The following is a 20214-nucleotide window of genomic DNA, read 5'->3' as shown; positions in this document are numbered from 1 at the left end:
CAGATCAATGACATTTATAATAAAAAAAGATGACATCACTGTTACGGGAGGGAAAAGCCATGACAACACCTAAAATGGATCCGAAGTTATTGGATTCAATCATCATGAAAATGCTAAGTACAGTTGATGGCAGTAAGGACGAAGTATTTAGAATCGGCGAACAGTCCCGTCAACAATATGAAAGCCTAGTAGAAGAGCTCAAGCAAATTAAACAGCAAGTCAACGAAGTAATTGATTTTGGGGATAAACTAGAAGTACATACGAGACATGCTAGAAATCGATTATCTGAGGTCAGCAGAAACTTCAACAAATTCAGCGAAGAAGAAATACGAGAAGCCTATGAAAAAGCACATAACCTGCAAGTAGAATTGACCATGATCCAGCAGCGCGAAAAACAGCTGAGGGAAAGAAGAGATGATCTCGAAAGACGATTGTTAAGCTTACAAGATGTCATTGAACGTTCAGAAACGCTTGTGAGCCAGATCACGGTCGTTCTCAACTACTTGAACCAAGATTTACGTCAGGTCGGTGTTTTACTTGAAGATGCTCAGGCAAAACAAGATTTTGGACTAAGAATTATTGAAGCCCAGGAAGAAGAGCGCAAAAGGGTATCACGAGAAATCCATGATGGACCTGCTCAGATGCTGGCAAACGTGATGATGCGTTCAGAACTAATTGAACGAATTTTTAGAGACCGTGGAACAGAAGAAGGCTTTAAAGAAATTAGAAGTCTAAGACAGAATGTGCGAAATGCACTGTACGAAGTGAGAAGAATCATTTATGATTTAAGACCGATGGCTTTAGATGATTTGGGTCTCATTCCGACACTGCGAAAATACTTAAACACAATTGAAGAATATGATGGAAAAACCAAAATTACGTTCCAATGCCTAGGGGATACAGAAAATGAAAGAATTGCTTCTCAGTTCGAAGTGGCACTGTTTAGACTAGCTCAAGAAGCTGTCACAAATTCTTTAAAGCATTCTGAAGCTGAAGAAATCTCTGTGAAGGTTGAAGTGACGAAAGACTTTGTCACGTTAATTATCAAAGACGATGGAAAAGGCTTTGATATGAAAGATGTGAAAACAAATAAAAACAAATCCTTTGGGTTACTTGGTATGAAAGAGCGCGTAGACTTACTAGAAGGTAAAATGACCATAGACTCAAAAATAGGTCTAGGGACATTCATCATGATTAGAGTACCGTTAACATTACAAAATAAAATTGTAAAATAGAGACAAAAGACATATTGACCATAAAGTTCAGGTGTAGAACAATAAACATGGGGAGGCGTAGCTTGTGACTAAAGTAAATATTGTAATTATCGATGACCACCAATTATTCCGTGAAGGTGTCAAACGGATTTTAGATTTTGAACCTACTTTTGAAGTAGTTGCAGAAGGAGACGACGGTGACGAAGCTGCACGTATCGTAGAACACTATCATCCGGATGTTGTCATTATGGACATTAATATGCCGAATGTAAATGGTGTGGAGGCTACAAAACAGCTAGTAGAGCTTTATCCCGAATCAAAAGTCATTATCCTATCTATTCATGACGATGAAAACTATGTGACACATGCATTAAAAACAGGAGCAAGAGGCTACTTGTTAAAAGAAATGGATGCAGATACCCTCATTGAAGCAGTAAAAGTAGTAGCTGACGGAGGCTCTTATTTACATCCGAAAGTCACTCATAACTTAGTAAATGAATTCCGACGCTTAGCAACAAGCGGCGTTTCAGCACATCCACAGCACGAGGTATATCCTGAAATTCGCAGACCACTTCATATCTTAACAAGACGTGAATGTGAAGTTCTTCAAATGTTAGCTGACGGAAAGAGCAACAGAGGTATTGGTGAGTCGCTCTTTATTAGTGAGAAAACAGTCAAAAACCACGTGAGTAACATCTTGCAAAAAATGAATGTAAATGACCGTACTCAAGCTGTTGTTGTAGCAATTAAAAACGGCTGGGTAGAAATGAGATAATGTTCCGGACAAGTACTCCTTTTTCGCCTGTTTTTAGTTCTCTCACATTCAAGTTAGAGAGCAATGATAGGCAGGTAAGGAGTCTTTTTCGGATATAGCGGGCTTGCCTATTGATTAGGCAAGCTTTTTTGATTAGTATTATAAATCTAGTGAAAAACAATGATCATTCTTTTTTAAAAAGCAACTTAACGGATAAGGAAGGTATTTAAGAATGAAAATAGCCGTTGTAACAGACAGTACTGCTTATATACCACAAGAACTACGTGATAAACATCATATTCATATGATCCCTCTGAATGTCATCTTTGGTACTGAATCATACCGTGAAGAAGTAGAAATGGATTGGAAGACATATTATGAAGAAGTCAAGAAACATAAAGATCTTCCAACAACCTCTCAGCCTGCTTTCGGTGAACTTATAGAATTATATGAAAAACTTAGTGAAACATATGATGCTGTGATTAGTATACATCTGTCAAGCGGAATTAGTGGAACATACAATAGTGCGGCCTCAGCGAATGAACTAGTTGACGGAATCGACATTTATCCGTTTGATACAGAGACTAGCTGTATGGCGCAAGGTTTTTATGTGTTAGAAGCTGCTGAAAAAATCCAAGGTGGTGCTTCTCCAGAAGAAGTGATTTCCCATCTCAATTATCTGAAAGAAAATCAAAGAGCTTATTTTATGGTAGACGATTTAACTCATTTACAACGAGGCGGCAGATTAAATGGTGCTCAGGCTTTTATTGGAAGCCTCTTAAAGGTAAAGCCTATCTTGCATTTTGACAACAAGCTAATTGTCCCTTTTGAGAAGATTCGTACACGCAAAAAAGCCATTTCACGTATTTTTGAATTATTTGATGAAGATGCATCACGTGGTGTTCCAATGAGGGCAACTCTGATACATGGTAATAGAGAAGAAGAAGCAGATGAATTAATTGCGCACTTATTAGAAAAGTATCCTCATGTTGAATTTTATAAAAGCTACTTTGGTGCCGTGATTGGCACTCATCTAGGCGAAGGCTCTTTAGCACTTGGCTGGATCATCAGGTAGATATCAAAATCCCCTTTTCTCATGGAAAAGGGGATTTGTTTTTCTATTTTTACAATTAGACGAAAGGCCTTCTCTTTGTACATAATGGGTCAACATGAATTGAAAGGTAGTGCGTGAAATTGAATCTGGAAAAAGCAATGGAACTCAGTCACAAGCTACAATCAAGGCACCTTCTTCCTATTGAATGTCAATGTACACAGTCCGAATTGGAGTGGCTGGAGAATCAAGGATTCATCCATAGAACACCTGCTGTCGATAGGGTGTCGAGTGGTTTGATCTGCTGCCGGTGCGGTGTATCAAACAAGCGCTACTTTGCCCTCTCTCCGTGTGAAACATGTAAAAAAGACTGTGTATACTGTAGATCCTGCATCATGCTGGGAAAAGTAAGCGAATGTGGCTTTCTCTACGAATGGACGGGTCCACAAAAGAAAGAAACAAGACGAGTTGAATTAACATGGCAGGGAGAGCTTTCTAAAGGGCAAAAGAGAGCGTCCGATAGGCTAGTAGAAGCAATCCAAAACAAATTTGATCTGCTCGTTTGGGCTGTTTGTGGTGCGGGGAAAACGGAGGTGCTTTTTCATGGAATAAAATATGCGCTAAATAACGGAATGAGTGTTTGTATTGCGACGCCTAGAACCGATGTTGTACTGGAGCTCGAACCTCGAATGAGAAAGGCATTTCAAGGACTGAATATAGCTGCACTTTATGGCGGGAGTTCTCAAAGGTTTCAAATGGCACCGCTTATGATCGCTACAACCCATCAGCTAATGAGATATAAAAACGCCTTTGATGTCCTCATTGTAGACGAAGTCGATGCTTTTCCTTATTCAATGGATGAACGGCTTCAGTTTGCTGTTTCAAAATCAATGAAAAAAACAGGAGTTAGAATTTACTTAAGTGCCACACCATCTAAAAAAATGCAAAAGGATGTTGCTCATAGACAATTAGAAGCGATCAAAATTCCTCTGCGCTTCCACCAAAAACCGTTGCCTGTCCCAACATTTCAATGGGTTGGAGATTGGAAAAAGAAATTAAAAAGAAATCGGCTTCCAGCATCTACAATGAACTGGCTGCATGAACATATCACAAAGAAAAAAAGAGTGTTACTCTTTGTTCCTTCTATTTCTACTATGAAGAAGGTAACTCATATTCTTCAAGGTCAAGATGTAAATGTACAGGGTGTTTCTGCGGATGATCAAGAAAGGAAGCAAAAAGTCCAGCATTTCAGAGATCATAGATATGATGTATTGGTTACAACAACTATTCTAGAAAGAGGCGTTACCATTCAAGATGTTCAGGTGGGCGTATTAGGTGCGGAATCTCCTATTTTTTCAGAAAGTGCACTTGTCCAAATTTCTGGTAGAGCAGGGAGACATCCAGATTTTTTTAACGGAGACGTATACTTTTTTCATTTTGGTTTAACGAGAAGTATGAAACAAGCAAAGAAACATATCGTAAAAATGAATAATACAGCTGAAAAAGAGTTTTCTGAAAAATAGTGTGGGTTCAACTAAATCATGGTACATTATATTCACAAAACACAAATGGCAGGAGAGACAAAATATGCTACTCAACGCAAAAGAAATACTACTTAAAGAAATTCTCTATCAATATCTCAACCAATTAAACATGATTTGTCATTGTGAAAAATGTATAGAAGATGTATTAGCCATTTCTCTAAATCAAGTGAAACCGCAATATATAACAGATATCGATAAAATATCCTACAGTAAATCCGAGATGGTGGATAAACAGAAAAATACGGCGATGCTCGTCATTCTGACAGAAGCTGCTTCAACGGTCACTACATATCCAAGGTGCGAAAATCATTTGCCGTTGAACAAAGAAAAGCGTTGATTTGTCCAATTTGTGAGAGCCATTTTGTGGCTGCTTTTACATGGAAATCATTCCTACTATTAAATGAAGATCGTTTATGTGTAGCATGTAAGAACCACCTGATGAAGATTCAAGGTCCTACTTGTCCTAAATGCGGAAGAGCGCAATCAAATGATCAATTGTGTCAGGATTGTTCAAGGTGGGATAAACGACGGGATTTTGCTGAGATTCTTGTAATGAATCGGTCTGTTTATGCTTACAACGACTTTATGAAAGATATTCTAGCTCGATTTAAATTTCGAGGTGATACGGCTTTAGCTGATCTATTTAAAAAAGATGTACAGTCAGCGTTTAAACGTTCTTTTTCAATCAAAGAACCGGTCCTTGTCCCAATTCCTTTGAGTAAAGAGAGATTAAAGGAAAGAGGATTCAATCAGTCAATGATGCTTGCTTCCATGATTGGCGGACCTATATTGGAGCCACTTATAAAAGTACATCAAAGTAAGCAGTCTAAGAAAAGAAAAAATGAACGTTTACATCAACAGAATTTGTTCCAATTAAGGCAGTCAAACCCGATCGTTCTAAAGGATATCATATTAATCGATGATATTTATACAACTGGGGCGACAGTCTATCATGCAGCAAAAATTTTAAAAGACGCAGGCGCCAAAAGTGTTTCCTCTTTTACGTTGATTCGTAGTTAAAAATCATGACAATCAACCGATATTAAGAAAAGAAAATAACGTAAGGGGTTTTGGTTATGAATCAATTGGCAAACTGTCCACAATGTAATCAGTTATTTTTAAAAACCACCATCCAAACGGTTTGTAACAAATGCTTTGAAGAAGAAGAACGTTCTTTTGATATCGTTTATAAATTCTTGCGTAAGCAAAGTAATAGACAATCAACCATTGCTGAAATAGTAGACGCAACAGAAGTTGATGAAGAATTAATCCTGAAATTTATCCGTTTAAAAAGACTTCAAATTAGTCAATTCCCGAATATCAATTATCCTTGTGAAAGATGCGGCCAACCGATCAGAAAAAACAAGCTGTGTAGCCATTGTGAAAAGGATATAAAGACGCAAATCAGCCAAATGGACCAAGAAGAAGAGCGTAAAAGGGAGATTGAATCTAGGAAAAAAGACACCTATTATGCCATTAATCCTAAAAACGACTGATTCCCTAAACTAAGTTGCAGTTTGGTCGATAAAATGGATAGAATCAAGACAGACTGTAACGGAAAGCGAGAGGAATCCCGTGAAAATTAATCGATATGGAACACAACCAGTAAATCCTTACAAGAAAACATATGAGAAACAAACGTTGCAATCGAATCAAGCAAAATCAACTGACAAAGTCGAAATTTCTAAAAAGGCAATCGAAATGCAAAAGGTGCCGAATATCATGAAAGAACGTCAAGATAAAATAGACCAAATTAAAAAAAGCATTGAAGCCGGAACATATCAAGTAGATACAAAAGGCATTGCAGATAAAATGTTGAATTTTTATAAACAACAATAACAAAAGGGAGTAGCGTGAATGTCAGTAAAAATAATGATTGAAGAACTGCACCGTCTCTACGGATTACATGAACAGCTTCTAAAGCTGTCTAAGAATAAAACAGAAATGCTGAAAAATAATGAGATCGATGCTCTTTCAGAGGTTCTGAACCTTGAGCAAAAATATATTCAGGCCATTTCACAATTAGAAGAAAAGCGGATTGAAGCAGCAGTTCAATTTTTACAAAGTGATCAATCGCCGACAATCACCGCATGCATCGAAAAAGCTACAGGAACGGATCAAGAAGAGCTTATTTCGTTATATGAGAAGCTGAATGACATCATGGTGGAACTGAAAGATGTAAACGAACTGAACAAACAGCTTATTCAGCAGTCACTTCAATTTATTTCACTGACATTCGATCTTGTGAATCCTAACAAAGAAAATATGAATTACGGACAAAATGGTCTTGAGAGTTCAAAGCCTAAACAGCATAGGGCTTTGTTTGATTCAAAGGCGTAAACAAGGAGGATATCTATGGGTTCTACATTCATGGGACTAGAAACGGCAAAAAGAGGAATCACAGCCCAGCGTGCAGGGCTTTATGTCACATCAAACAACGTATCCAATGCAAATACTGATGGCTACTCAAGACAGAGAGTTACCTTTAAAGCAGAGAATCCTTACCCAGTGATTTCTGTTTATGATGGCAAGACATACGGCCAAATGGGGACAGGTGTCCAAGTTGGAACTGTTGAAAGAATTCGAGACAGCTTTTTAGATCTTCAGTATAGAGATCATAACAATAACTTGTCTTATTATGCGACGAAGTCTGATGCTCTTTCACAAATGGAAGGAGTGATGAATGATTTGACAGATGAAGGCTTGAATAGAGCCTTTGATAATCTCTGGAAATCATTACAAGTCTTATCAGAATCGAAAAATGCTGATACTGCTTCAGCCCGTACAGTTGTTAAGACAAGTGCTCAAGCTTTAGTAGATCAATTCCGCCTGCTAAATTCTTCTTTAACAACGATACAAAAGAATTTAAAAACTGAACTCGATTCAACGGCAAAAAATGTGAACACCCTATTAACTCAAATTGATGAAGTGAATAAACAGATTGCAACAGTTGAGCCAAATGGTTATCTTCCCAATGATCTTTATGATACGCGAGACGCTCTTATAGATCAGCTTTCCTCACTTGTTGATATTAAAGTGAGCTACAACCCTTCTGGAGGAAATGCTCTGGAAATTGCTGAAGGAACCGTTAACATCGATATTATCGGTGCAAATGGACAATCTGCTGGAACAATTTTAAATGGCATTACCAATGAAAAATCTGAATTGCAACTTTCCTATGATAATACGACGGGACTTGTTAACTCACTCCAATTTGGAACGACAACCATCGCAGCTGATCAATTACAAGTGAATGGTAAAGTAAAAGCACTTGTTGAGGCGTATGGCTACATGTCTAATGGAGATGAAAAAGGCATGTACCCGGATATGCTTGCTGAGCTGGATGAAGTAGCAAAAGTATTTATGGATGCTTTTAACGACGTCCATAAGCAAGGATACACGTTAAATGGCACAAGTGGACAAGACTTTTTCGATATTGAGAATAACAATGATTTGAATAAAGGCTTGGCAGCCCGTATCAAAGTGAGTGACGTGATTTTAGCATCGACAGATAACATTGCTGCATCTCTTAATCAAACGCAAGGTGATGGTTCGAATGCTACGAAATTAGCTAATATTCAAAACTTAAAGCTACCAATCGGCGGAAATACCACAACAATTCAGGATTACTATCAGAATGTCATTGCCGAAATGGGGATACAAGCTAAAAAGAACATGACCCTTGAAAGCAGTTCAGCAGCTCTTGTGAATTCAGCCAATGAACGCAGGATGTCAACTAGTGCTGTATCTATAGATGAAGAAATGACGAACATGATCCAATTTCAGCATGCGTATAATGCAGCAGCAAGAATTATGACGATGCAAGACGAAGTATTAGATAAAATAATAAACGGCATGGGAGTCGTAGGAAGGTAGGGTAACTGATGCGAGTCACGCAAAGTATGATTTCTCAAAATTCACTTCGAAATATTAGTAAAAGTTATGAAAAACTCTCTAAAATTAATGAGCAGGCACAGTCTGGAAAACGTTTCACAAAAACGTCTGATGATCCTGTTGCAGCAGTGAAAAGTCTTCAGTATAGTACAGCCATGTTTCGAAATGAGCAATACCAAACTAATTTAAATGAGGCACGAAACTGGATTGATACATCTGAAACAAGTGTCACTGAAATAATTGATATCATGTCAAATATACGAGATAAAGTACTCGATGCGGCCAATGGAACAAAACAGCCAGAAGATTTAGCTGCTATCGGAGTGGAAATTGGTCAGATGAAGAATCAAATCATTGATGCAATGAACACGCAGATGTTAGGTAAGTTTGTTTTTAATGGGACGAATACCAATGTTAAACCAGTTGTAGAGAATGCAGATGGTACGTTTACATTTAACTTTGAAAACTATACAGATGCAAACGTGGTTCAGTCGAACATTTCTGATGGAATCACATTAAATGTGAATTCAAATCCTCTTTCAGCTTTTGGTGGGCAATCTGCCAGTGGTCAAAATGTCATTGAAATGCTGACTGATTTAGAAAACTCATTAAAAAATGGAACGTTTACAAATTCAGATGATGCATTAGGAAATATCGATCAGTTTAAAGAAGTGATGAGTGCTGAGCGTTCAGATCTTGGGGCTAGATCCAATCGTATCGACTTAGTCGGGAGCCGTTTGACTTCGCAATTTGAAGTGCTGAAAAAGGCTAAATCAGATGCCGAAGATGTAGAAAGTGAAAAAGCCATTCTTGATCTTCTTCAACAAGAGACTGTGAATAGAGCTGCTTTAGCGACGACAGCTAAAGTGATTCAGCCATCCCTTGTCGATTTCTTAAGATAAGAAAAAGCATCCGTTGGGTGCTTTTTTGCATCATGGAGGTGAACCTATGCAAATCCCTAGATTGTTAATGGAGCAAACTTATGCAAAGCTGCAAATGTCGACAACCCCTTCCAAGCAAGAAGTAGAGCAGCCAAGAGCTGAGCTTGACATTCAGCAGCCAAGAGCTGTCATGAATATCACAAGGACACCGTCGAAATTAACCATAGATCAAACCGAGGCATTTGCCGATATGGATATTAAGTCGATTTTTAGGCGTTCAGAGGAATGGGCTGCTGAGGGGAAACGTGCGATTGGAGAAGGAATGGGACGTAGAGCGGAAGAAGGAAGTGAACTCGTCAAGATCGAGAATGGTGGGAATGCGATTGCTGAGTTTGCGAAAATCAACGGCAGTCCTCCAGCAAAACAATTCAACATCGGTGTGATTCCTTCATTTTTTAGTGTAAAAATTCACTATCAGCCATCTGAACTTAAAATTGATGTGGAGCCGCAAAAAGCTATTATAGAGGCAACACCTCATAAACCAATTGTTAACTACCAGCCAGGTAAAGTTCATATTGATATGTTACAATACCCAGAATTAAAAATAGAAGTTGACGAAACAGGTCAAAATGGTGATAAGGTATAGTTAAGAAAAATGAAAAAGGTCGTGAATTATGATCATTCAAACAAAATACCATGGCGAAGTGACGATTAAAGAGGAGCAAATCATTCACTTCTCTAATGGGATACCAGGATTTCTGGATCAAAAACAATTTGTCATTTTACCTTTATCAGAAGAATCCCCATTTTTAGTTCTTCAATCTTTGAAAAATGCAGAACTAGGCTTTATTGTCAGCAGCCCATTTTTGTTCTTCAATCAATATGAATTTGACTTAGAAGAATCGGTTGTAGACATTCTTGGGGTGGAAGATGCCAATGATGTGGAAGTCATGGTTATTTTAACAATGGGATCTTCTATTGAAAAAACGACAGCCAATTTAAGAGCGCCTATTATTGTGAATCGGAAAAACATGAAAGCCAAGCAGGTCATTTTGCATGATTCAGCCTATCATACAAAACATTTGCTAGAGGTGGCTTCCTCATGTTAGTTCTATCTCGTAAATTAAATCAATCGATTCAAATAGGCGACGATATTGAAGTTAAAATTATTGCGATTGAAGGCGACCAAGTAAAAGTCGGAATTGAGGCTCCTAAGCATATTGATATTCACAGGAAGGAAGTATACCTGTCTATTCAAGAAGAAAACAGCCGTGCTGCTAGCTTGTCCTTTGATCTACTTTCTCAATTATCCTCACAAAAAAAGTGAGGATTTTTTTATCCTATTTGTCTATCCTCCTCCGTGTGAAACCGTAGAAGTACACCATCTATATGAAACTTTAACAAATCGGTCCATCTATATTTAATTTAATAATTCAAAGCCGATATAAAAGATAGATTAAAGCACAGGAGCTGAATAACTATGTCTGTTGGTAAGTTGACTTCGCTAGAGCCACTGATTGATGCATTTCAAACCCGTGTTACGAATCATCAAAATGACAATGCAAACACTGATTTACAAGCAAATGGAAAAGTCGTTTCAAAAGAAGAAATTGAGAAAACGCTTCAAGGAGCAAATAAGCTGATTGAACCTACTCAATTTCATCTTCAATTTGAATTACATGAAAAACTCAATGAATATTATGTCAAAGTCGTAGATAACCAAACCGAAGAAGTCATTAGAGAGATTCCTTCCAAAGAATGGCTTGATTTCTATGCGGCAATGACAGAGATTGTCGGTTTATTTGTCGATAAAAGAATGTAATTGAAGGGAGAAAAACAATGGTTAATCGAATTACTGGATTTTCAAATGTATTTGATATTGATGAAATCGTCTCAAAGCTAATGAAAACTGAGCAAGCACCGCTAGATAAAATGACACGCCAGAAACAAACACTTGAATGGCAAAGAGACAGCTACCGCGAGATCAATTCAAAGGTCAAAGAATTAGATGATCTCATTGCCAAATTAAATTTAACATATCCGAGTACTTATGGCGCAAAAAAAATCACAAGCTCCAATGAATCTGCTGTCACAGCAACTGGATCAACAAATGCTACCTCTGGCTCGATTAATGTGACTCAACTAGCGACAGCTTCCGTATTCAAATCTTCTGGCACATCTGGATTTACTGCTGCAAACGGTACGTTCACGTTTGAGGTGACGACACCAGATTCTACGACACCCAAAACAGTGACCATTAATACGACTGATAAAGATACCCTTGATACAATCGTGTCAAAATTGAACAACGCTCAACTAGGTGTCACGGCTTATAAAGGTCAAATCTTTGATGGGACCAACTACGTGGATACAATCGCTCTGACTTCCCGTACGACTGGAGAAGGTGTCAGTATTAAGGCAGTGGATGGTAATTCTGCTTCATTTTTAACGCAATTAGGCTTCCAAGTGGATGGAGATAATAAATTAGTTGCGACTACTCAAGGTCAGAAAGCGCAATACGAAATTAATGGTCTCAAAATGGAAAATAACAATAATACCTTCACGCAGGCTGGTATCACATATGAACTTAAAGGAACAACAGATAAGCCTGTCAGTTTGAACGTTTCAACAGATGTCGATGCCATCTTTGATAAAATCAAACAATTCGTTGATAAATACAATGAACTTGTTGAAGAGATTAATGGTAAAGTCAATGAAAAAAGAAATAGAGACTACTATCCATTAACAGCAGAAGAGAAAAAAGCCATGTCTGACAAAGAAGTCGAGCTATGGGAAACGACTGCGAAGTCAGGCTTGCTGAGAAGTGATTCAATTTTACGATCTGGTGCATCTAAATTAAGAAGTGATTTTTATGTTGATATTACGACAAGTGATGGGAATAAAATTCACATGACACAAATCGGAATTGCCACTTCAGATAAATATAAAGATGGCGGAAAGCTTGTCATTGATGAACCGAAACTAAGAAAAGCCATTCAAGAAGACCCACAGAAGATTAGTCAAATATTTATGTCAGGTTCGCTAAATGTAGATTCAAAAGATAAAGATAAAGCGCAGCAGCAATATAAAGAACAAGGAATCATTCATCGTATCAAAAATTCCTTATCAGCCTTCTCAAAGAGCATTCAGACAAAGGCTGGTAGCACAACGATGGCATCAAAGGAATACGGACTTGGTAAGGACCTTGATTCTTTGACTCAACGAATGAGCACATTCCAAGACCGTTTAAAAATGGTGGAAGCTCGTTACTACAAAAAGTTTAACGCCATGGATAGTGCGATTCAAAAGCTAAACAACCAATCTGGCTATCTTTCTCAACTGCTTGGACAATAATTGGAGGTTTATAACATATGGCAATTCAGAACCCTTATGCCGCCTATCAGAAAAATTCTATTGAGACCGCAACACCGGCCGAGTTAACGCTTATGCTTTATGAAGGATGCTTAAAGTTTATTAGACTAGCAAAGCATGGCATTCAAAAAGAAGATGCTGAAATGAGAAACTTGAACCTGAAAAAGGCTCAAAACATCATCCAAGAATTAAATGTCACCTTAAATCGTACGTATGATGTATCAAAGAGCATGGCAAGTATGTATGACTACATCTATCGAAGACTGATTGAAGCCAATCTGCAAAATGACGAAGAGATCCTGAATGAAGTAGAGCAATATGTGACTGATTTCCGAGATGCTTGGAAGGAAGTCATTCAAACCGATCGAAAAGGGCGTCACCACTCTATTGGAGGATCTCTATGAGTATTGTGGACCAACTGCACGACCAAACGTTAAAAATGGCAGCGGAAATAGAGGCCAACCCGCAAAGTGAGACACTCGTTGAAGACTTTGATGCTTTTTTAGTTGAGAGAGACGAACTAATGAGAGACATTCAACATGAGCTTTCCGTTCAAGAAAAAGAGAAAATCAAAGAAATCATTCAAACAGATCAACTGATGGCCAAGCAATTAACAGAGATTCAAAATGGGATCAAGGCAGATATTCAAGCCATTCAACGTAAGAAAACAAAACAGCTGAATTATCAAAATCCGTATCAGCCCATGACAAGTGACGGCGTATACTACGATAAACGGAAATAAATAGGTGAGACCTGTGGCGTATCGTTCAGATGACTATATTTTATTAACCACATATTATGACCTTCTATATACGATAGAAGAGAGTCTAAAATATTTAGATGAAATTGAGAAGGATTTCGCTAAAACAGAAGGGGATCGGATCTTTAATGATCTGATCCATGCCTTCTTTCATTTAGAGACAACACATCCGCTTCTGCTTTCGATTATTGAAAATGAGCACTTTGCCAAGACGATTCGATCGTTTGACCAAATTTTTTTAAGTTTCGATATACTAGCTTTCTATACATTCCCTTCAAATCACTTCCAGTCATTCCTTACATCATATTTTATACCTGAATATAGAAAGTGGATGGATGAAATACATGCCTGTATGAGGCCGTATGTCATTCATTAATTTTTGTTCAATTCAGACCATTCGGAGGAATTTATGAGACTAAAAAATCAATTTTTATTTGGACTTATTGTCATATGTGTATTGTTTGTCAGTATTTTAGGATTTTCTAGCTTTATCTATTACAAAACAGATCAATCGTATAAAGCACTCCTCACCAAAGAAGTAAAGCTGTACCAGACCTCACTGGAATTAGAGGCACTGCTACAAAAGCAGGAAGCACAAATCAAAACGTATGTGGTTGTGCAGGATAGGAAAGTCTCACAAAATATTGAAGATACCTATGTTGATATTAATAAAAAAACAGGTGATGCTTTAAAACTGAGTACAGTCAAACAAGCAAAAAAATTGTTAGAAAAGATTTCTCAGAAGAATGAGCTTTATTATGAATCCACGAAAAGGCTATTTATCTCATTGAATACCAACAATCAAAAAGAATTCAACACCCGCCTCAGTCAAGAATTACAACCTATCGAACAAGAAATACATACCTTTACAAAAGAATTTGCTCAAACACAATTGAAACAGCGGGATCAAAAAATCAGTCAGCTCAATGAAGAAAGTAACCAATTATTGCTGACGCTCATTCTCGTTAGCGCAGCGATTATAGTCGGCTTTTTAGTCATTGGCACAAGATTTGTTCATCGTATGACAAAACCGATTGTCTCTGTCACACATGCAGCAAGAAGAATGGCAGATGGTGACCTCACACTTGAAGAGATTGAAGTAACCTCTAAAAATGAAATTGGCCAGCTCGGTACGGCTTTTAACCAAATGACAGCTCATTTGCGTCAGCTCATCTTACAGGTGCAAAACGGGTCAAGGCAATTAGCTGATTCTGCTGCTCAATTTGAAGAAACCATCAGTCAAACCATTTCGGCTAGTGAACAGACGTCTAGCTCGATTGAACAGGTCAGTGAAGCTTCACGTGAACAATCGGATGCAGTAGGAAAAGTAGCTTCGGCGATTCAAGAAGTCTCGACTGGTATGCATAATGCGGCTGAACATACGTCTGATGTTTCGGGTCACTCAATTTCAGTGACTGAAAAGGCTGAAGAGGGTGCATCCCTCATTCAACAATTTGTGAAACAAATGAGTTCTATTAAGGAATCTGTGAATGAACATCATTCTACAATGGCCAATGTACAAGTACAGTTTACCGGCATTCAAGACCTGCTGGGGAATATTCATGCCATTGCAGATCAAACAAATTTACTTGCTTTAAACGCAGCCATTGAAGCAGCAAGGGCTGGGGAACATGGACGAGGTTTTGCGGTTGTTGCAGATGAAGTCAGAAAGCTGGCGGAAGAATCAAGTCAGCTGACTGATCAAATTAGTCAGCTACTCGCCAACGTGAACAAAGATACTGAAAGATCGTCTCAATCTATGACGAAAGTGGAACGAGATGTAGCAGAAGGTGTGAAAGTATCGCAATTGTCTGAACAGAGTTTTCAAGAAATTCTGGAATCCATCCGTGATATCTCGATGAAAGCAGAGGAGCTTTCTGCCACGACAGAGCAAATCTCAGCTAGTACAGAAGAAATTTCTCAAACAATTGGTGTGATAGAAGAAGGAGCCAAGCGAAATTCTCAGGAAACAGAGTACATGTCGGCGGCTGTTGAAGAATCACTAGCGGCGAATGAGGAAATGAAAGCAGCTGCGGAAGATTTAAAATCTTTGTCTCAATCACTGAAAACATCTATTTCATCTTTCAAGATTTAACAGTGCGATGGTCTTTTTCAAGAATCAATCGAATATATATTCATCACCTATCAAGTAAAAGCTGAAGCACCGCAGGATTCGACAAATTTCAATAAAAATTCACATTTTTTTTACGTTTGAGCAGGAGAAAAGGAGGGAAAAGTAGAAATAAGTTTACATATCCTTAATTTTAAAGGAGGCGTTCTTTACATGAATTACAATGTCCGAGGAGAAAACATCGAAGTAACACCTGCACTAAGAGATCATGTCGAGAAAAAAATTGGAAAGCTGGAGCGTTATTTTGAGTCAGATGTTGATGCTTCAGTCAACGTGAACTTGAAATTTTACAACGATCAAGAATCTAAAGTTGAGGTTACCATTCCAATGACTGATCTAGCACTTCGAGCAGAGGTGCATAATGAGGATATGTACAATGCAGTAGACCTAGCAACCAGTAAATTAGAACGTCAAATTAGAAAACATAAAACGAAAGTGAACCGTAAATTCCGTGAGCAAGGTGCGAAAAAGCATTTATTTGCTGGAGGAAACGGTGCGTCCGAAGTAGCAGTTCAAGATGACGAAGAGATTGATGAAACAGAAATCGTCAGACAAAAACGCTTCAATTTAAAACCAATGGATAGCGAAGAGGCCATTCTCCAAATGAACATGTTAGGTCACAGTTTCTTTGTCTTCACAAATGCTGAGACAAATTTGACCAATGTGGTATACCGCCGAAATGACGGTAAATATGGACTCATTGAGCCGAACGCTTAATCATTCGTTCCTTTTGATCCGAAAATGACCTAAAAAAAGTAAACCCGCTCCCTTCATTAGGGGCGGGTTTTTTGTGCTAAATCATTGCAAATTCTTTGGAAATCAAGGAAGGTATGGTATGATAAATGCAGGTAAATATGGACCTGTCAAACTTTTGGACATGCCGAAAAATTGCATGAAATAGAGGAGCGTTATTATATGCTTGGAATCTTAAACAAAGTGTTTGATCCTACGAAACGTACGATCAGCCGATATGAAAAAAAGGCAAATGAAATCGAAGCTCTCGCTCAAGATTTTGAGAAATTATCTGACGAGGCTTTACGAAATAAAACGATCGAATTTAAAGAAAAACTTGAAAAAGGACAATCTGTAGACGACCTTTTGGTTGAAGCATTTGCAACGGTTCGTGAGGCTTCCCGCCGCGTGACAGGAATGTTCCCATTTAAGGTGCAGCTCATGGGGGGGATTGCCCTACATGAAGGGAATATCTCTGAGATGAAAACAGGTGAAGGTAAAACGTTGACATCAACGATGCCTGTTTATTTGAATGCTCTTTCTGGAAAAGGCGTCCACATTGTGACAGTCAACGAATATTTGGCAAGTCGTGATGCAGAGGAAATGGGCAAGATTTTTGAATTTCTTGGCTTAACGGTTGGCTTAAACTTAAACAGCTTAGACAAAGATGAAAAAAGAGAAGCGTACGCTGCTGATATCACGTATTCAACAAACAATGAGCTTGGCTTTGATTATTTACGAGATAACATGGTGCTGTATAAAGAGCAAATGGTTCAAAGACCACTTCATTATGCCGTCATCGATGAAGTTGACTCCATCTTAATTGATGAAGCGAGAACACCTCTTATTATTTCTGGACAAGCTGCAAAATCGACGAAACTTTACGTACAAGCAAATGCCTTTGTTCGTACGTTAAAAATAGAAGACGATTTCACTTATGATATTAAAACAAAAAGTGTACAGCTGACTGAAAGCGGAATGACGAAGGCGGAAAAAGCATTTGGCATCGAGAACTTGTTTGATGTCAAACATGTTGCTCTTAACCACCATATCGCGCAGGCTCTTAAGGCGCATGTTGCGATGCAAAAAGACGTTGATTATGTTGTGGAAGATGGTCAAGTCGTCATCGTAGACTCCTTCACAGGACGTTTAATGAAAGGACGTCGCTATAGTGAAGGTCTGCACCAAGCCATTGAAGCAAAAGAAGGTCTTGAAGTGCAGAATGAAAGCATGACACTTGCAACCATTACGTTCCAGAACTACTTCCGTATGTATGAAAAGCTATCTGGTATGACAGGTACAGCGAAAACGGAAGAAGAGGAATTCCGTAACATTTACAATATGCAGGTTGTCACAATCCCAACCAATAAACCGGTTGTGCGTGATGACAGACCTGATTTAATTTACCGTACAATGGATGGCAAATTTAAAGCAGTAGCTGAAGACGTCGCACAGCGTTATATGACAGGACAGCCGGTTCTTGTCGGAACTGTTGCGGTTGAGACATCTGAATTGATTTCAAAACTGCTTAAAAATAAAGGCATCCCTCATCAAGTGTTAAACGCGAAAAACCATGAGCGTGAAGCACAAATTATTGAGGAAGCTGGACAAAAAGGTGCCGTCACAATTGCGACAAACATGGCGGGACGTGGAACAGACATCAAGCTTGGCGAAGGTGTGAAAGAACTAGGCGGTCTTGCTGTTATTGGGACAGAGCGTCATGAATCACGCCGTATCGATAACCAGCTCCGTGGTCGTTCTGGTCGTCAAGGAGACCCAGGGATTACTCAATTCTATCTCTCAATGGAAGATGAATTGATGCGCCGATTTGGTGCAGAGCGGACAATGGCGATGCTTGATCGCTTCGGTATGGATGACTCTACTCCAATTCAAAGTAAAATGGTCTCAAAAGCTGTTGAATCTTCTCAAAAACGTGTTGAGGGGAATAACTTTGATTCCCGTAAGCAGCTTCTGCAATATGATGATGTTCTTCGTCAACAGCGTGAAGTCATTTACAAACAGCGTTTTGAAGTCATCGATTCTGATAACTTGAAATCGATTGTGATCAATATGATTCAATCGTCTATTGAGCGGGCTGTTGGATCTTATACGCCGAAAGATGAGCTTCCAGAAGAATGGAAACTAGATGGTCTTGTTGAATTAATCAACACGAACTATTTAGATGAAGGTGCCATTACGGTCAAAGATATCTTCGGTAAAGAAGCAGATGAGATCACCGAATTCATCATGGAGCGGATTAAAGAGAAATACGATGCAAAAGAAGAGACATTTGGCGATGAACAAATGCGTGAATTTGAAAAAGTCATCGTTCTTCGTGCAGTAGATTCGAAGTGGATGGATCATATCGATGCAATGGATCAGCTGCGTCAAGGAATCCATTTACGTGCATATGCACAAACCAATCCGCTTCGTGAGTATCAAATGGAAGGATTTGCGATGTTTGAGCATATGGTCGCTTCAATTGAAGATGACGTCGCTAAATATGTGCTGAAATCAGAAATCCAAAACAACCTAGAACGTGAAGAAGTCGTTCAAGGACAAACAACTGCTCATCAGCCTCAAGAAGGCGATGAGGAGAAAACAGTGAAGAAAAAGCCGGTGCGTAAAGTGGTGGATATCGGAAGAAACTCACCATGTCACTGCGGAAGCGGCAAGAAATATAAAAATTGTCATGGGAAGACAGAATAAGTAATGGAAAGAGGTGAAAACCTCTTTCTATTCATGTCAGCCCCCATACATCTATGAGGTGAAGGATATGGAATTAGTAGAAATTAGACAAGAGCTTGAAAATATGGCTAGCAGGCTAGCTGATTTTAGGGGGTCTCTTTGACCTAGAAACAAAAGAAGTCAAAATCGCAGAGCTTGAAGCGACGATGTCAGAGGCTGATTTTTGGAACGATCAGCAAAAGGCTCAAGGGGTAATCAATGAAGCCAATGCACTAAAGGATTCTGTGAACTCCTATCATGAACTCAGTGAATCGCATGAAGAACTACAAATGACACATGACTTATTAAAGGAAGATTATGACGAGGAGCTTCATGCAGAGCTTGAAAAAGAGCTGAAGAACTTAACGAAGCAGTTTAATGAATTTGAGCTACAGCTTCTTTTAAGCGAACCGTATGACAAAAACAATGCCATTCTTGAGCTTCACCCGGGTGCAGGTGGAACGGAATCACAGGACTGGGGATCGATGCTCCTCAGAATGTATACCCGCTGGGCAGAGCGCAGAGGCTTTAAGGTTGAAACCCTTGATTATCTTCCAGGGGATGAAGCCGGAATTAAGTCTGTGACATTACTGATTAAAGGACATAACGCTTATGGTTACTTAAAAGCAGAAAAAGGTGTTCATCGTTTAGTCCGTATTTCTCCATTTGATTCATCTGGCCGTAGACACACCTCTTTCGTTTCCTGTGATGTCATGCCAGAATTTAATGAAGAAATTGATATCGATATTCGTACAGAGGATATTAAGGTGGATACGTATCGTGCAAGTGGTGCAGGGGGTCAGCACGTCAATACGACGGACTCTGCGGTTCGTATCACACACATCCCAACAAATGTCGTCGTGACGTGCCAAACGGAAAGATCCCAAATCAAAAACAGAGAACGTGCAATGAAAATGCTGAAATCTAAGCTTTATCAAAAACGGATCGAAGAACAGCAGGCGGAATTGGATGAAATTAGAGGAGAACAGAAAGAAATTGGCTGGGGAAGCCAAATTCGCTCGTATGTTTTCCACCCATATTCTCTTGTGAAAGACCATCGTACCAACACGGAGATGGGAAATGTTCAAGCGGTGATGGATGGAGATTTAGATTCCTTTATCGATGCGTATTTACGTTCAAAATTATCATAAAAA

The 20214-nt window shown here is 38.8% G+C and carries 23 protein-coding genes; all 23 read left to right on the top strand.

Going from position 1 to position 20214, the window contains the following annotated elements; translation table 11 throughout:
• Window positions 1–59: 59 nt before the first annotated feature.
• The 23 genes from MHH31_RS16385 to prfB all read left to right on the top strand — a co-directional run bounded on the left by MHH31_RS16385 (window position 60) and on the right by prfB (window position 20211).
• On the top strand, window positions 60–1235 hold the full coding sequence (locus MHH31_RS16385; RefSeq protein WP_024719243.1) for a sensor histidine kinase: 1176 nt from the start codon (window positions 60–62) through the stop codon (window positions 1233–1235).
• Between the two features lie 64 nt (window positions 1236–1299).
• Complete coding sequence (gene degU / locus MHH31_RS16380; protein ID WP_008348273.1) at window positions 1300–1989, top strand: two-component system response regulator DegU; 690 nt, start codon at window positions 1300–1302, stop codon at window positions 1987–1989.
• Between the two features lie 211 nt (window positions 1990–2200).
• Window positions 2201–3043, top strand: a complete 843-nt coding sequence (locus MHH31_RS16375; protein WP_024719242.1) for a DegV family protein — start codon at window positions 2201–2203, stop codon at window positions 3041–3043.
• A 371-nt stretch (window positions 3044–3414) separates the two neighbouring features.
• Window positions 3415–4542 (top strand): DEAD/DEAH box helicase, encoded by a 1128-nt coding sequence (locus MHH31_RS16370; protein ID WP_082136017.1) that lies wholly within the window; start codon window positions 3415–3417, stop codon window positions 4540–4542.
• A gap of 64 nt (window positions 4543–4606) precedes the next feature.
• On the top strand, window positions 4607–4900 hold the full coding sequence (locus MHH31_RS16365; protein ID WP_008348267.1) for a competence protein ComFB: 294 nt from the start codon (window positions 4607–4609) through the stop codon (window positions 4898–4900).
• Window positions 4897–5583, top strand: coding sequence for a ComF family protein (locus tag MHH31_RS16360; RefSeq protein ID WP_172793290.1), 687 nt, complete (start codon window positions 4897–4899; stop codon window positions 5581–5583). Before MHH31_RS16365 ends, MHH31_RS16360 begins: the two co-directional genes overlap by 4 nt.
• A 56-nt stretch (window positions 5584–5639) precedes the next feature.
• The gene (locus MHH31_RS16355; protein WP_017357864.1) at window positions 5640–6059 is read left to right on the top strand and encodes a TIGR03826 family flagellar region protein; all 420 of its coding nucleotides are present in this window, start codon (window positions 5640–5642) and stop codon (window positions 6057–6059) included.
• Window positions 6060–6138: 79 nt separating this feature from the next.
• Window positions 6139–6402 (top strand): flagellar biosynthesis anti-sigma factor FlgM, encoded by a 264-nt coding sequence (gene flgM / locus MHH31_RS16350; protein ID WP_003213252.1) that lies wholly within the window; start codon window positions 6139–6141, stop codon window positions 6400–6402.
• Window positions 6403–6420: 18 nt separating this feature from the next.
• Complete coding sequence (locus tag MHH31_RS16345; protein WP_007499977.1) at window positions 6421–6903, top strand: flagellar protein FlgN; 483 nt, start codon at window positions 6421–6423, stop codon at window positions 6901–6903.
• 15 nt (window positions 6904–6918) lie between these two features.
• Window positions 6919–8439 (top strand): flagellar hook-associated protein FlgK, encoded by a 1521-nt coding sequence (gene flgK, locus MHH31_RS16340; RefSeq protein ID WP_058336981.1) that lies wholly within the window; start codon window positions 6919–6921, stop codon window positions 8437–8439.
• A gap of 8 nt (window positions 8440–8447) precedes the next feature.
• Complete coding sequence (gene flgL / locus MHH31_RS16335) at window positions 8448–9359, top strand: flagellar hook-associated protein FlgL (protein ID WP_008348257.1); 912 nt, start codon at window positions 8448–8450, stop codon at window positions 9357–9359.
• A 46-nt stretch (window positions 9360–9405) separates the two neighbouring features.
• Window positions 9406–9984, top strand: a complete 579-nt coding sequence (locus MHH31_RS16330; protein ID WP_342495007.1) for a DUF6470 family protein — start codon at window positions 9406–9408, stop codon at window positions 9982–9984.
• Between the two features lie 28 nt (window positions 9985–10012).
• Window positions 10013–10447, top strand: coding sequence for a flagellar assembly protein FliW (gene fliW / locus MHH31_RS16325; protein ID WP_025208061.1), 435 nt, complete (start codon window positions 10013–10015; stop codon window positions 10445–10447).
• Window positions 10441–10665, top strand: coding sequence for a carbon storage regulator CsrA (csrA, locus tag MHH31_RS16320; protein ID WP_008348252.1), 225 nt, complete (start codon window positions 10441–10443; stop codon window positions 10663–10665). Before fliW ends, csrA begins: the two co-directional genes overlap by 7 nt.
• Before the next feature lie 153 nt (window positions 10666–10818).
• The gene (gene flaG / locus MHH31_RS16315; protein WP_007499987.1) at window positions 10819–11160 is read left to right on the top strand and encodes a flagellar protein FlaG; all 342 of its coding nucleotides are present in this window, start codon (window positions 10819–10821) and stop codon (window positions 11158–11160) included.
• Window positions 11161–11177: 17 nt separating this feature from the next.
• Entirely contained in the window at window positions 11178–12692 is a 1515-nt protein-coding gene (locus MHH31_RS16310; RefSeq protein WP_268356773.1) for a flagellar hook-associated protein 2, read from the top strand.
• 17 nt (window positions 12693–12709) lie between these two features.
• Window positions 12710–13114 (top strand): flagellar export chaperone FliS, encoded by a 405-nt coding sequence (gene fliS / locus MHH31_RS16305; RefSeq protein ID WP_008348247.1) that lies wholly within the window; start codon window positions 12710–12712, stop codon window positions 13112–13114.
• Window positions 13111–13452 carry a flagellar protein FliT gene (locus MHH31_RS16300; protein WP_008348246.1) on the top strand — a complete coding sequence of 114 codons (342 nt, stop codon included), beginning with the start codon at window positions 13111–13113 and terminating at the stop codon, window positions 13450–13452. Before fliS ends, MHH31_RS16300 begins: the two co-directional genes overlap by 4 nt.
• A gap of 13 nt (window positions 13453–13465) precedes the next feature.
• The gene (locus MHH31_RS16295) at window positions 13466–13846 is read left to right on the top strand and encodes a hypothetical protein (RefSeq protein WP_008348244.1); all 381 of its coding nucleotides are present in this window, start codon (window positions 13466–13468) and stop codon (window positions 13844–13846) included.
• 33 nt (window positions 13847–13879) lie between these two features.
• A complete protein-coding gene (locus MHH31_RS16290) occupies window positions 13880–15565 on the top strand; it encodes a methyl-accepting chemotaxis protein (protein WP_342495006.1) in 1686 nt (561 codons plus the stop codon).
• Window positions 15566–15754: 189 nt separating this feature from the next.
• Window positions 15755–16318, top strand: coding sequence for a ribosome-associated translation inhibitor RaiA (gene raiA, locus MHH31_RS16285; RefSeq protein WP_007499992.1), 564 nt, complete (start codon window positions 15755–15757; stop codon window positions 16316–16318).
• Window positions 16319–16516: 198 nt separating this feature from the next.
• The gene (gene secA / locus MHH31_RS16280) at window positions 16517–19042 is read left to right on the top strand and encodes a preprotein translocase subunit SecA (RefSeq protein ID WP_039169779.1); all 2526 of its coding nucleotides are present in this window, start codon (window positions 16517–16519) and stop codon (window positions 19040–19042) included.
• Window positions 19043–19109: 67 nt separating this feature from the next.
• Window positions 19110–20211 (top strand): peptide chain release factor 2 gene (gene prfB / locus MHH31_RS16275; RefSeq protein ID WP_096881918.1). Its coding sequence is split into 2 segments (ribosomal slippage): window positions 19110–19181 and window positions 19183–20211, totalling 1101 coding nucleotides; the frame shifts between segments, so codons are not numbered across the junction.
• The last annotated feature ends 3 nt before the right edge of the window (window positions 20212–20214 follow it).

Source organism: Bacillus sp. FSL K6-1033 (assembly GCF_038630765.1).
GTDB classification, from domain to species: domain Bacteria; phylum Bacillota; class Bacilli; order Bacillales; family Bacillaceae; genus Bacillus; species Bacillus altitudinis.
This window is presented reverse-complemented; position numbering and strand designations above follow the sequence as displayed.

Excerpts from the sequence above, each read along its gene's own strand:
- csrA (WP_008348252.1), top strand. The coding sequence starts at position 10,441 with ATGTTAGTTCTATCTCGTAAATTAAATCAATCGATTCAAATAGGCGAC.
- MHH31_RS16355 (WP_017357864.1), top strand. The coding sequence starts at position 5,640 with ATGAATCAATTGGCAAACTGTCCACAATGTAATCAGTTATTTTTAAAA.
- fliW (WP_025208061.1), top strand. The coding sequence starts at position 10,013 with ATGATCATTCAAACAAAATACCATGGCGAAGTGACGATTAAAGAGGAG.
- secA (WP_039169779.1), top strand. The coding sequence starts at position 16,517 with ATGCTTGGAATCTTAAACAAAGTGTTTGATCCTACGAAACGTACGATC.
- MHH31_RS16330 (WP_342495007.1), top strand. The coding sequence starts at position 9,406 with ATGCAAATCCCTAGATTGTTAATGGAGCAAACTTATGCAAAGCTGCAA.
- MHH31_RS16300 (WP_008348246.1), top strand. The coding sequence starts at position 13,111 with ATGAGTATTGTGGACCAACTGCACGACCAAACGTTAAAAATGGCAGCG.
- fliS (WP_008348247.1), top strand. The coding sequence starts at position 12,710 with ATGGCAATTCAGAACCCTTATGCCGCCTATCAGAAAAATTCTATTGAG.
- MHH31_RS16365 (WP_008348267.1), top strand. The coding sequence starts at position 4,607 with ATGCTACTCAACGCAAAAGAAATACTACTTAAAGAAATTCTCTATCAA.
- MHH31_RS16375 (WP_024719242.1), top strand. The coding sequence starts at position 2,201 with ATGAAAATAGCCGTTGTAACAGACAGTACTGCTTATATACCACAAGAA.
- flaG (WP_007499987.1), top strand. The coding sequence starts at position 10,819 with ATGTCTGTTGGTAAGTTGACTTCGCTAGAGCCACTGATTGATGCATTT.
- MHH31_RS16370 (WP_082136017.1), top strand. The coding sequence starts at position 3,415 with ATGCTGGGAAAAGTAAGCGAATGTGGCTTTCTCTACGAATGGACGGGT.
- MHH31_RS16385 (WP_024719243.1), top strand. The coding sequence starts at position 60 with ATGACAACACCTAAAATGGATCCGAAGTTATTGGATTCAATCATCATG.
- flgK (WP_058336981.1), top strand. The coding sequence starts at position 6,919 with ATGGGTTCTACATTCATGGGACTAGAAACGGCAAAAAGAGGAATCACA.
- MHH31_RS16310 (WP_268356773.1), top strand. The coding sequence starts at position 11,178 with ATGGTTAATCGAATTACTGGATTTTCAAATGTATTTGATATTGATGAA.
- raiA (WP_007499992.1), top strand. The coding sequence starts at position 15,755 with ATGAATTACAATGTCCGAGGAGAAAACATCGAAGTAACACCTGCACTA.
- MHH31_RS16345 (WP_007499977.1), top strand. The coding sequence starts at position 6,421 with ATGTCAGTAAAAATAATGATTGAAGAACTGCACCGTCTCTACGGATTA.
- MHH31_RS16290 (WP_342495006.1), top strand. The coding sequence starts at position 13,880 with ATGAGACTAAAAAATCAATTTTTATTTGGACTTATTGTCATATGTGTA.
- flgL (WP_008348257.1), top strand. The coding sequence starts at position 8,448 with ATGCGAGTCACGCAAAGTATGATTTCTCAAAATTCACTTCGAAATATT.